This window comes from Mycobacterium sp. NPDC050441 (genome assembly GCF_040655355.1).
Classification (GTDB): domain Bacteria; phylum Actinomycetota; class Actinomycetes; order Mycobacteriales; family Mycobacteriaceae; genus Mycobacterium.
In genome coordinates, this window is record NZ_JBFAJS010000003.1 from 371,964 (window position 1) to 384,180 (window position 12,217).

At 67.6% G+C, this 12,217-nt stretch carries 8 protein-coding genes; 5 read left to right on the forward strand and 3 right to left on the reverse strand.

Annotated elements, in window-relative coordinates; all coding sequences use genetic code 11:
* Positions 1–141 precede the first annotated feature (141 nt).
* Positions 142–945: an SDR family NAD(P)-dependent oxidoreductase gene (locus tag AB0I14_RS10890; protein ID WP_358020127.1), complete on the forward strand. Its 804-nt coding sequence runs from the start codon at positions 142–144 to the stop codon at positions 943–945.
* On the opposite strand, the gene AB0I14_RS10895 is transcribed toward AB0I14_RS10890, so the two are convergent.
* Together AB0I14_RS10895 and AB0I14_RS10900 are read right to left on the reverse strand one after the other, a co-directional pair.
* Complete coding sequence (locus tag AB0I14_RS10895; protein ID WP_358020130.1) at positions 925–2,376, reverse strand: lipase maturation factor family protein; 1,452 nt, start codon at positions 2,374–2,376, stop codon at positions 925–927. The two genes, AB0I14_RS10890 and AB0I14_RS10895, sit on opposite strands and share 21 nt — an antisense overlap.
* Before the next feature lie 79 nt (positions 2,377–2,455).
* Entirely contained in the window at positions 2,456–3,847 is a 1,392-nt protein-coding gene (locus AB0I14_RS10900) for a cytochrome P450 (RefSeq protein ID WP_358020133.1), read from the reverse strand.
* A 63-nt stretch (positions 3,848–3,910) separates the two neighbouring features.
* Here AB0I14_RS10900 and AB0I14_RS10905 point away from each other — a divergent pair, with 63 nt between their 5' ends.
* Together AB0I14_RS10905 and AB0I14_RS10910 are read left to right on the forward strand one after the other, a co-directional pair.
* Positions 3,911–4,564, forward strand: a complete 654-nt coding sequence (locus AB0I14_RS10905) for a helix-turn-helix domain-containing protein (RefSeq protein ID WP_358020136.1) — start codon at positions 3,911–3,913, stop codon at positions 4,562–4,564.
* A 36-nt stretch (positions 4,565–4,600) separates the two neighbouring features.
* Positions 4,601–9,121 carry an ATP-dependent helicase gene (locus AB0I14_RS10910; protein ID WP_358020139.1) on the forward strand — a complete coding sequence of 1,507 codons (4,521 nt, stop codon included), beginning with the start codon at positions 4,601–4,603 and terminating at the stop codon, positions 9,119–9,121.
* 6 nt (positions 9,122–9,127) lie between these two features.
* On the opposite strand, the gene AB0I14_RS10915 is transcribed toward AB0I14_RS10910, so the two are convergent.
* Positions 9,128–9,667, reverse strand: a complete 540-nt coding sequence (locus tag AB0I14_RS10915; RefSeq protein ID WP_358020142.1) for a TrmH family RNA methyltransferase — start codon at positions 9,665–9,667, stop codon at positions 9,128–9,130.
* Between the two features lie 79 nt (positions 9,668–9,746).
* Here AB0I14_RS10915 and nei2 point away from each other — a divergent pair, with 79 nt between their 5' ends.
* Positions 9,747–10,499 carry an endonuclease VIII Nei2 gene (nei2, locus tag AB0I14_RS10920; RefSeq protein ID WP_358020145.1) on the forward strand — a complete coding sequence of 251 codons (753 nt, stop codon included), beginning with the start codon at positions 9,747–9,749 and terminating at the stop codon, positions 10,497–10,499.
* Between the two features lie 178 nt (positions 10,500–10,677).
* On the forward strand, positions 10,678–12,180 hold the full coding sequence (locus AB0I14_RS10925) for an HNH endonuclease signature motif containing protein (protein ID WP_358020148.1): 1,503 nt from the start codon (positions 10,678–10,680) through the stop codon (positions 12,178–12,180).
* Positions 12,181–12,217 lie beyond the last annotated feature (37 nt).

Sequence of the window (12,217 nt, forward strand, 5' to 3'; positions counted from 1 at the left end):
GTTCGGATCCAAGCTTGGATCCGTAACTTAGGGACGTTTTGTTTCCGCCCGATGACCTCCGAACACAGTCGCGTTACAGATGCCAAGCCCCTTTGTCGCGTGTCCGCGCACAGACCCGCGTGATTTTCGGTAGGGAGAGGCATGGACATCGAACAGAGGGTGGCAGTCATCACCGGCGCCGGATCAGGCATCGGCCGGGCACTGGCCGAATCGTTCGCGGCAGCAGGTGCCCGGGTGGTGGCCGCCGACCTCGACCCGGAGTCGGCCGAGCAGACCGCCGCGCAGATCCGTTCCGGCGGCGGGCAGGCTCTGGGAATCCGGGCCGACGCCGGTGTCGCGGCCGACATCGAGGCGCTGACCGCCACCGAGTTCGGACCGGTCGACATCTACGTCGCCAACGCCGGAATCATCGGCGCGCCGGGCCTCGGCACCGAGGAGAGCTGGGACGGGATTCTCGACGTCAATCTGCGCTCCCACGTCCGGGCGGCACAAGTGCTTGTCCCGCAATGGCTGTCGCGCGGCGGCGGGTACTTCGTTTCGGTCGCCTCGGCGGCCGGTCTGCTGTCCCAGATCGGGGCGGCCGGATACTCCGTCACCAAGCACGCGGCGGTCGGATTCGCCGAATGGCTGGCCATCACGTACGGCGATGACAACATCGGAGTCAGCTGTGTGTGCCCGCTGGGCGTGGACACCCCACTGCTCGATGCGGTGCGCGCTTCGGCGGATCCGGATTCCGCGGCCGGCGCCGCATCGATCGTGCAGTCCGGTGAGGTGATCAGTGCCCAGGACGTCGCGGCGGCCACGGTCGAGGCCGTGCAGTCGGACCGGTTTCTCGTGCTACCTCACCCGCAGGTCCTCGACATGTACCGGCACAAGGGTTCCGATTACGACCGGTGGATCGCGGGGATGCGCCGCTACCAGCGGTCACTGCGCGCCGGCCGATGACCGCCCGGCCGACGGCAGCGATTGCGGCGGGACGTACACGCCCAGCGAGATGCGGTGCCACCAGACGTGGTCCCGCCGCAGCTCGGTCCAGGTGCTGAACTCGTACCGGTACAGCCTGGCGCGCACGTAACGGGGCGGGTCGTCGGGGAATGGATTGCACCGCAGCAGCTTCAGTGTGTCGCGGTCGTTCTCCAACAGTCGGGTCAGGAGCATGCGGAGCCACCCGTGGGCGTATGCCGGTGAGATCGCGGCGAACCACATCAGCCAGTCCAGCCGCAGGTGATAGGGCGCGAACTGCCGGGGCCACCGATGCACATCGCCGGGCTTGCCCTTGAACTCGTATTCCTTCCACACGGTGTGCTCTCCCAGGCTGGTGTCCGAGGTGCCCTCCAACACCACTTCGTCACGGGTGCGGCCGACGGTGCCGAACGCGCCGTAGGAGTTCACCAGGTGATACCTGTTGTAGGAGGCGTTCATCCGCTGCCGTCGGGAGATGAGGTTGCGTGCCGGCCAGTAGCTCAGGCAGGCCACCGCGACGGCGAACCCGATCACCACGACGACGAACCACAGTGGGGTCTGGCCGAATTGGTGGTGCGGCACGGGAAGCAGTGCTGCCGCGGTGGAATCCGAGAGCGCGCTGAACGCCAGAACGATGGTGATCCAGTTGAGCCAGGCGAAGTTGCCCGACGCCACCAACCACAGCTGGGTGATCATCACCACGATCGCCGCCCCACTGGCCACCGGCTGCGGGGCGAACAACGCAAGCGGCACGACGAGTTGCGCAAAGTGGTTGCCCGCCACTTCGACTCGGTGCAACGGCTTGGGCAGGTGATGGAAAAACCAGCTCAGCGGGCCGGGCATGGGTTGGGTCTCGTGGTGGTAGTACAGACAGGTCAGATTGCGCCAGCACGGGTCACCGCGAAGCTTGATCAGCCCGGCGCCGAACTCGACGCGGAACAGCAGCCAGCGGGCCAGCCACAGCACCAGGAGCGGGGGGCCGACGTCGTCGTTGCCCAGGAAGGTCACCAGGAACCCGGCTTCCAGCAGCAGGGATTCCCAGCCGAACGAGTACCACGTCTGCCCCACGTTCACGATCGACAGGTACAGCACCCATACGAGCAGCCAGGTCGGCATCGCGGCCCACAGCGGCACCACGTCTCCGAAGCCGGCGAGCAGGGCGGCGGAGAGCACGGCCCCGGCTACGCACACCGCGGCGAAGAAGCGGTCCGAATAGTGGAGTTGAAACACACTGGGGGCGCGCCGGAACGAGTTGGCAGCCAGGAATCGGGGTATCGGCAGCAGGCCTCGCTCACCGAGGAGCCCGCGGAACTGCCGGGCCGCCACGATGAACGCGATCAGGTAGATCGCGGCGGTCCCCCGCTGCAATACCTGTCTGGCCAACCAATATTCAGGTGCGATGAACCATTCCATGCGCGGACCTGCCGACGTTGCGGGTCTGTCCACGAAAACGGTACCCCGAATCGGGGCATTTCATGCGCGGTACCGGCGGCTATCGTCGCCGCAGGCCGAGCCGGAAGCCGGACGGCATCATGGTCAGGCGCTCCTGCACCTGCAAACGGTAGTCCGGTTCGGCAATCAGGTCGTAGCGGCGGACCAGCACCGCCAACATCAACACCGCTTCGTGGAGCGCGAACTGTCTTCCAATGCAAGATCTTTCGCCCGTCCCGAACGGCTTGTACAGACCACCGGGACGGGTCCGCACCTGCTCCGGCGTGAACCGGTCCGGGTCGAATACCTCCGGGTCGTGCCCCCAACGCGGGTCACGGTGCAGGGTCGAGGTCAGCGCCAGCGCCCAATCGCCCTTGCGCATCGGGTGGATTCCGGCGAGCACGGTGTCCTGGCGGGCAGCCCGGTAGTAGGCCGGCACCGTGGGCTGCAACCGCAGCGACTCGTCGAGAACCCGCCGGACATACCGCAGTTTGGCGATCTTCTCGAACTCTGGCCGCTGCTCGTCACCCCACACCTCCTCGACCTCGTCGCGGGCACGGGCAAGCACCTCCGGGTGTTGTGACAGGAAGTACAGCGCGAACGACAATGCACCGGAAGTAGTTTCATGTCCGGCGATCAGAAAGTTGATCAGCTGATAGCGGATGTTGGCGGCGTCGAGATCGGACTCCAGCATGATCTGCAGCAGGTCGTCATGGCTGCCCGATGGTTGCGCCCGCCGCGCCGAGACGATGTCGTCGGCCAGCCCGTGCAGATAGTGCGCGTCGCGGCGGAGCCGGCGCTCGTAGCTCCGGAAGGCGAAGGCGGGCAGGAAGGTCTCGCGCAGCACCCCGAGGCGATCGGCACCCAGTAGCGCCGACACCATGTGGGCGACGAACGGGTGCACAGTGTCGCTCTGGAAACACCTGAACGAATACCCGGCCGTGCACCGCCCGATGGTCTCCAAGGTGACCCTGGTGGTGTCGGCCGAGACATCGACTGTTTCACCCCGATCGGCCTGCTCATCCCAATGGCCGGTCAGCTCATCGGCGACGTCGAACATCACTGCGTGGTAGCGACGCATCGCAGCCTGGCTGAACGCAGGCATCAGCAGCTCATGGGCCTTGAGCCAGTTCGGCTCGTCGTTGTAGGCGGTGAACAGCCCATCGCCGGCCACGATCCGCAGGGCCTCGATGTCGGGGCCCACATGCTTGCAGAACCGGGTTTCGTCGTTGAGATCGTTGACCGCGTCGGCGCCGGCGGCCACCACGTAGCGGGCACCGAGGAACCGGAATTCACAGATCGGCCCCAGCTCGGCCATGCCCATCGCGTTCTGCATCGACGAGTCGGGCTGCAGACCGAAGACGTCACCGAGCAGGGGCACCCGCCACGGCGGGTGGGGCAGTTTCGGATACTTGGCACCCTCGGGTGAGGTCCGCGCGCCCACGACGGTCATGACACCAAGATTCCGCCTTGTTATACATGTGTCAAGTAAGGGCTTTAGCGTTAGGCTGCAGTCGTGGGTGCCGAGTCGAGACGCCGGCTGTCCCCCGCCGACAGACGTAACGAGCTGTTGGCGCTGGGAGCCGAGGTGTTCGGCCAGCGGCCGTACGACGAGGTCCGCATCGATGAGATCGCCGAGCGTGCCGGGGTGTCGCGGGCCCTGATGTACCACTACTTCCCCGACAAGCGGGCGTTCTTCGCCGCCGTCGTGCGGGCCGAGGGCGAGCGCTTGTTCGAGGCCACCAGCACCCCTCCCGAACCTGGTCAGAGCCTGTTCGGCCAGCTGCGCGCCGGGGTGCTGGCCTACCTGCGCTACGACGAGGAGCACCCCCACGGCGCCTGGGCGGCCTACATGGGTCTGGGCCGCACCGATCCGGTGCTACGCGGCGTCGACGACATCGACAACGACCGCCAGGCCGACCGGATCATGGGCCGGATCAGCGACGCGGTATCCGAGCCCCTGGACGCCAAGATCGAGCGCGATCTGCGGGCCACCGTCTACGGCTGGCTGGCCCTGACCTTCGAGATGTGCCGACAACGGCTCAAGGACCCCTCGATCGACGCGGGATTCGTCGCCGACAGTTGTGCGCACGCCCTGCTCGACGCCATCGGCCGTGTCCCGGGACTGCCCGCCGATCTGGTCTGTGCGGCCGCCCCCGAACACCGCTGACGCCGGCTTGTCGGTGCTGCGCGGCAGTATGGCTAGATGACCACCACGCCGGCCGATCCGCTGGCCCGGTTCAGTGCGCTGACCCGGGAGTGGTTCACGGCTGCCTTCCCAGCGCCGACAGCGGCGCAGGACCAGGCCTGGTCCGCCATCGCCGAGGGCCACAACACCCTGGTCATCGCGCCCACCGGGTCCGGCAAGACCCTCGCCGCGTTCCTGTGGGCCATCGATGAGCTGGCCCAGTTGCCGCCCGATCCTCGCTCCGGCACGACGGTGCTCTACGTGTCGCCGCTCAAGGCCCTGGCCGTGGACGTCGAACGCAACCTGCGCACCCCATTGACCGGGATCACCCGGGTGGCCGAACGTCACGGGGTGCCGGCCCCGTCGATCAGCGTCGGTGTTCGTTCCGGGGACACCCCGCCGAGTCAGCGCCGCGCGATGCTGAGCAAGCCACCCGACGTTCTGATCACCACCCCGGAATCGCTGTTCCTGATGCTGACCTCGGCTGCCCGCGAAACACTGACCAACGTACGGACGGTGATCGTCGACGAGGTCCATGCCGTCGCTGCCACCAAACGCGGTGCACACCTGTCCCTTTCACTCGAACGGCTGGACCAGCTGCTCGACAAACCCGCCCAGCGGATCGGGCTCTCGGCGACGGTGCGTCCGCCCGAGGAGGTGGCCCGGTTCCTTTCCGGGCAGGCCCCCACCACGATCGTCGCCCCACCGTCCGGCAAGACCTTCGATCTCTCGGTGCAGGTCCCGGTTCCGGACATGGCCAACCTCGACAACAACAGCATCTGGCCGGATGTCGAGGAGCGCATCGTCGATCTGATCGAGTCACATCAGTCCTCGATCGTGTTCGCCAACTCCCGGCGGCTGGCCGAACGGCTGACGTCACGCCTCAACGAGATCCACGCCGAACGGGCCGGCATCGAGCTCTCACTCGACCGCAACCCGCAGGTGGGTGGGGGTGCACCGGCCCAACTCATGGCCAGCGGCCAGGCCAACGGCGCACCGCCGCTGCTGGCCCGGGCGCACCACGGTTCGGTCAGCAAGGAGCAGCGGGCCCAGGTCGAAGACGACCTCAAGAGCGGCCGGTTGCGCGCCGTCGTCGCCACCTCCAGCCTGGAACTCGGCATCGACATGGGGGCGGTCGATCTGGTGATCCAGGTGGAGTCGCCGCCCTCGGTGGCGAGCGGGCTGCAACGCATCGGACGTGCCGGGCATCAGGTCGGTGAGATCTCCCAGGGTGTGTTGTTCCCCAAGCACCGCACCGATCTCATCGGTTGCGCGGTGGCGGTGCAGCGCATGCGCTCCGGTGACATCGAGACCATGCATGTCCCGGCCAATCCACTCGACGTGCTGGCCCAGCACACAGTTGCGGCGGCTGCCCTCGAACCGGTGGACGCCGACGCCTGGTTCGATGCGGTACGGCGGAGCGCGCCGTTCGCCACGCTCCCACGCAGCGCGTTCGAAGCCACGTTGGATCTGTTGTCCGGGAAGTATCCGTCCACCGAGTTCGCCGAGCTGCGCCCACGGCTCGTCTATGACCGCGACCACGGAACCCTGACCGCCCGCCCCGGCGCCCAGCGCCTTGCCGTCACCTCCGGCGGCGCGATCCCCGACCGCGGGCTGTTCACCGTCTACCTGGCCACTGATTCCGAAAAGCCTTCCCGGGTGGGCGAACTCGACGAGGAGATGGTCTACGAATCGCGTCCCGGCGACGTCATCTCCCTGGGCGCCACAAGTTGGCGGATCACCGAGATCACCCACGACCGGGTGCTGGTCATCCCCGCACCGGGTCAACCCGCCCGGCTGCCGTTCTGGCGAGGCGACAGCGTGGGCCGGCCCGCTGAGCTAGGTGCGGCGGTCGGGGCGTTCACCGGAGAACTCGCCGCACTCAATCGCGCCGAGTTCGATGAACGCTGCCACGCAATGGGTTTCGCCGGGTTCGCGACCGACAACCTGTATCAGCTGTTGCACGATCAGCGGGAGGCCACCGGCGTCGTTCCCAGCGACAGCACCTTCGTGGTGGAACGCTTTCGCGACGAGCTCGGTGACTGGCGGGTGATCCTGCATTCCCCGTACGGCCTTCGGGTCCACGGGCCGCTGGCCCTGGCAGTGGGCCGACGGCTGCGGGAACGCTACGGCATCGACGAGAAGCCGACCGCTTCTGACGACGGCATCATCGTGCGACTGCCCGATGCGGGCGAAACCCCGCCCGGTGCAGACCTGTTCGTGTTCGACGCCGACGAGGTCGAACCCATCGTCACCGCCGAAGTGGGCGGGTCGGCGTTGTTCGCATCCAGGTTCCGCGAATGCGCCGCGCGCGCCCTGCTGCTGCCACGCCGACACCCCGGCAAGCGGTCCCCGTTGTGGCATCAACGGCAACGCGCCGCGCAACTGCTCGACATCGCCCGCAAGTACCCGGACTTCCCGATCGTGCTGGAAACCGTGCGTGAATGTCTGCAGGACGTCTATGACGTCCCGGCCCTGACCGAGTTGATGCGCCGGGTGGCTCAACGTCGGCTGCGGTTGGTGGAGGTGGAAACCGCTACCCCCTCGCCGTTCGCGGCGTCGCTGTTGTTCGGCTACGTCGGGGCGTTCATGTACGAGGGCGACAGCCCGCTGGCCGAGCGGCGCGCCGCCGCACTGGCACTGGACACCGTGCTGCTGTCCGAACTGCTCGGCCGGGTGGAACTCCGCGAACTGCTGGATCCGGCGGTGGTCGCCTCGACGTCGGCACAGCTCCAGCATCTGACCGAGGAACGGGCCGCGCGCGACGCCGAGGCGGTGGCCGACCTGCTGCGGATGCTGGGCCCGCTCACCGAGGCCGAGATCGCCGCGCGGGCCACCACCGACACCATCGGGGGCTGGCTCGACGGGCTGCACGCCGCCAAGCGCGCACTCCCGGTCACCTATGCCGGCCAGACCTGGTGGGCAGCGGTGGAAGACATCGGCCTGCTGCGCGACGGGGTCGGCGCGCCGGTCCCGGTCGGGGTGCCCATGGCCTTCACCGAATCCGTCGACGACCCGCTCGGGGATCTGATCGGCCGCTACGCCCGCACCCACGGTCCGTTCACCACCACCGAGGTGGCCACCCGGTTCGGGCTCGGTCTGCGGGTGACCGCAGATGTGTTGGGCCGCATGGCCGTCGACGGCCGGTTGGTGCGCGGGGAGTTCGTCGATGACCTTCCCGGCGACCAGTGGTGCGACGCCGAGGTGCTGCGCATCCTGCGCCGTCGTTCCCTGGCCGCGTTGCGCGCCCAGGTCGAGCCGGTCAGCACCGCGGCCTACGGCCGCTTCCTGCCGTCGTGGCAGCACGTCGGGTCCAGCCAGAGCTCGGGTATCGACGGGCTGGCGGCGGTGATCGAGCAGCTGGCCGGCGTCCTCCTTCCCGCGTCGGCGGTGGAGTCGCTGATCTTCGGCCAGCGGGTGCGTGATTACCAGCCGGCCATGCTCGATGAGCTGCTGGCCGCCGGCGAAGTGATGTGGTCGGGCGCCGGGCAGATCGGCAGCAGCGACGGCTGGGTGGTGTTCCACCTGGCCGAGACAGCACCGCTGACGCTGCCTGCCCCCGCCGAGATCGAGTTCACCGACACGCACCGGGCCATCATGGAGACACTCGGGCACGGCGGGGCGTACTTCTTCCGCCAACTCACCGATCAAGCTTCCGAATCGGAGCTCAAAACGGCGCTGTGGGATTTGATCTGGGCCGGCTGGATCACCGGGGACACGTTCGCCCCGATGCGGGCGATGCTGTCGGGTCCCCGCCGGTCGGGGGCACCGGCCCACCGACAGCGTCAGCGTCCGCCCCGACTCAGCCGCTACAGCGTCGCACGCCCGCACAGCCGCGCGGCTGATCCGATGGTGTCCGGCCGATGGTCGGCATTGCCTGGCGCCGAACCGGATTCAACCGTGCGGGCGCATTTCCAAGCGGAGGTGCTACTCAACCGACACGGGGTGCTGACCAAGGGGGCGGCGGCGGCCGAGGGCGTGCCGGGCGGGTTCGCCACGTTGTACAAGGTGCTGAGCGCGTTCGAGGATGCCGGCCGCTGCCAGCGGGGCTACTTCGTCGAGTCACTGGGCGGGGCGCAGTTCGCGGCGGCCTCGACCGTCGACCGCCTGCGGTCCTATCTCGACGGGGTCGATCCGCAGCGTCCCGAGTACCACGCCGTCATGCTCGCCGCGACCGACCCGGCCAACCCGTACGGGGCCGCTCTGGCCTGGCCCGATCGGAAGGGCGACACCGACACGCACCGGCCCGGCCGCAAGGCCGGTGCGCTCGTGGCACTGGTCGACGGAAAGTTGGTCTGGTTCCTGGAACGCGGCGGCAAGACTCTGCTCAGCTTCACCTCCGATACCGAGACGCAACGGGCCGCCGCGGCCGCACTGGCCGAACTCGTGAGCGGCGGGAGGATCCCGTCGCTGTTGGTTGAGCGGATCAACGGGGTCGCCGTACTCGACCCCGGGGTCGACGAGGACCGCGCCAGCGTGCAGGAGGCGCTGACCGGGGCCGGGTTTGCCCGCACCCCGCGCGGTCTACGGCTGAGGTAGACGGCCTCACAGGAGACCTGCGACCTTGTAGAGCGCGAGCGATCCCGCAACGGCAACGTTGAGACTGTGACCGGTACCCACCATCGGAATCTCAACCGCGAGATCGAGCAATTCCATTGCATCGGAGGGTATGCCGCTGCCCTCGTTGCCGAGAACCACCACGGTGCGGGTGCGCGCCGCGGGCAGGTCCGCCAGCCGGATCGACTCGTCGGTGAGTTCGACACCGATGATGTGCGTCGACCGCTCCCGCTGCTTCTCCAGCCAGCCGATGACGTCGCCGTAGATCCAATGGACGCATGACCTGTGCCGCAGAGTATTTCCCTTGCGCAGAGCCTCGGGAACCCACGGCAGGCGCGGTACGGCCAGACATGCACCCACGGCGTCGCACGTGCGGAGCATCGTGCCGAGATTCACTCCATGCTTGGGCCACAGCGGCGCGACGATGATGTGGTTCCAGCATTGGTGACGACCGGAGCGTCGCTGCCGGTGGATCTCCTTACGCGTACGGATACGAGGCGCCTGATGCGGCGCTGCCGCGCCGCTCACTGGAGGGCGGGAACGCCCCTCCCGCTGAGTCGATAATTGATCACCGGCCGATTATGCCATCAACTGGTTCAATGAGAATATGCCCGAGGGCGACACCGTCTACCACACCGCCGCGGCACTACGCACCGCGCTGGCGGGAAAAACCTTGACGCGCTGCGATATTCGAGTTCCTCGGTATGCCACCGTCGACCTCACCGGGCACGTGGTCGATGAGGTGATCAGCCGCGGCAAGCATTTGTTCATCCGGGTTGGTCCGGCCAGCATCCACTCCCATCTGAAGATGGAGGGTAGTTGGCGCGTCGGATGGTCCAAGGGCGCGGCGCATCGCATCCGCATCGTGCTGGAGACTGCCGACAGTCGGGCCACCGGGATCGACCTCGGCGTGCTCGAAGTGCTCGATCGTGACACCGATATGGCAGCGGTGGGGCATCTGGGCCCGGATCTACTCGGCCCGGATTGGGAGCCCCGCACCGCGGCCGCCAATCTGGCCGCCGATCCGGACCGGCCCCTGGCGCCGACGCTGCTCGACCAGCGGGTGATGGCCGGCGTCGGCAACGTCTACTGCAATGAACTGTGTTTCGTCTTCGGACGGCTGCCCACCTCACCGGTGGGCTCGCTGACCGATCCCCTACGCGTCGTGCAGCGTGCACGGGACATGCTGTGGCTCAACAGGTCCCGCTGGAACCGCACCACCACCGGGGATACCCGGCCCGGACGTCAGCTGTGGGTGTACGGCCGCGCGGGTGAGCCATGCCGCCGGTGCGGAACCTTGATCGAGACCGACGCCACCGGCGAGCGCGTGACGTACTGGTGCCCGAGCTGTCAAACGTAGAGCCGTTGCGCGACAACGCAAGCAGCCAACGAGCGAGACCATCCTCACTCGGCCCTTAGGCAGAAGTGTCACCACCAACACCACCCGAACCGTCACCGATGTCCTGATACAGAACTGTCACCGATGTCTTGAGAGATAACACCTTGGCTTGTCGGGATGGCGTGGCACGATCGAACATGTGTTCGATTCCGATTCCGATGCGGCGGTCCTGATCGACAGGATCAGTGGTGCGGCCCGCGCGGAGTCGACGGCGATCGCGGGACGGCTTTCGGCGATCGGGGAATTGGATACTCTCCGCGAACAAGAGCTGGCCGAGTCGATCTTTTGGCGTACCGATCCGTTCGAGGCGGTCGCCGCCGAAATATCGGCGGCACTGCGGATCAGCAGGGGCCGGGCCGGTACGCAGATTCATCACGCCCGGGTGCTGCGCGACAAGTTGCCGTTGGTGGCGGCGCGGTTCGCTGTCGGGGATATCGACTATCGGGTGGTGCGGATGATCATCGCCCGCACCGGCATCGTGGACCCGGCGGTGTGGGCGGGGATGGATGAAGAGCTGGCCGCCCGTGCGCACCGGTGGATGCGGCTCTCGGAACGGCAGTTGCGGGATCGGGTGGATCAGTGGATCGCCAAACTCGACCCGAATGGGGTGCGGGTCCCACCCACTGTGGACGATGAGCGGTTCGTTCAGGTCGAACCGAGCAGCCCGGGCATGGCCTCGGTGTGGGCCAATGTCCACGCTGCCGATGGGGTCGCGTTGAGTCAGCGTCTGGATGCGGTGGCCGACACCGTGTGTGAGCACGATCCGCGCACCCGTGAGCAGCGCCGCGCTGATGCGGTCGGGCCGGTGGCCCGGTTGGAATCGCAGTTGCCGTGCCTGTGTGGTCGTGAGGATTGCCCGGCCACACAGAAACGGGCCGCGGCCGATGCGGCGATGGTTCACGTGCTGGCCGGCCAAGCCACCGTGGACGGCACCTCTGATGATCCGGGGTATCTGGCCGGCCATGGGATCTTGCCCGCCGAGTCAGTGCGCGACCTGGCCGCCACCGCCAAGATCAAACCGGTGGTGGTGCCCACCGAGCCGACCGAACCCAGCGAGCCTGCTGAGTCGGGCGATCCCGGCGACCTGGCCCCGCCGGCCGCCTCTGATTCGGCCAATTCTGAGCCGGGGTACCGCCCGTCGGTGGCACTGTCGGAGTTCATCCGGTGGCGGGATCTGACGTGCCGGTTCCCGGGCTGTGACGCCCCCGCCGAACGTTGCGATATCGACCACACCGCACCCTGGCCCGCCGGCCCGACGCATCCGTCGAACACCAAACTGTATTGCCGGGCACACCATTTGGTGAAAACGTTCTGCCCCGGTTGGACGGATCGCCAATTGCCCGATGGCGCCGTCGAGTTCACCACCCCCACCGGACACACCCACATCACCGATCCCCACGGCGCCGCCATGTTCCCGACCCTGGCGCAACCCACCGGGCAACTCGATCTCCCCCAACCGCAAGCCCCGCACCCCGACCGCGGCGCGAAGATGCCCACCCGCAGCAAGACCCGCGAACAAGACCGCCAAGACCGCATCGCCGAAGAACGACACCTACGCGCCGAACTCAACAACGACCTCGCATACGAACACCAATACCAAGCCTGGCTCGCCGAAGAATACGGACCACCACCACCCTTCTGAGCGACGCTGTGGGCGACTTCCTGCGCCACCCGCAGGC

Bases quoted from the DNA above. Each gene is read 5' to 3' on its own strand.
- AB0I14_RS10890 (WP_358020127.1), top strand. From the start codon at position 142: ATGGACATCGAACAGAGGGTGGCAGTCATCACCGGCGCCGGATCAGGC.
- AB0I14_RS10895 (WP_358020130.1), bottom strand. From the start codon at position 2,376: ATGGAATGGTTCATCGCACCTGAATATTGGTTGGCCAGACAGGTATTG.
- AB0I14_RS10900 (WP_358020133.1), bottom strand. From the start codon at position 3,847: ATGACCGTCGTGGGCGCGCGGACCTCACCCGAGGGTGCCAAGTATCCG.
- AB0I14_RS10910 (WP_358020139.1), top strand. From the start codon at position 4,601: ATGACCACCACGCCGGCCGATCCGCTGGCCCGGTTCAGTGCGCTGACC.
- nei2 (WP_358020145.1), top strand. From the start codon at position 9,747: ATGCCCGAGGGCGACACCGTCTACCACACCGCCGCGGCACTACGCACC.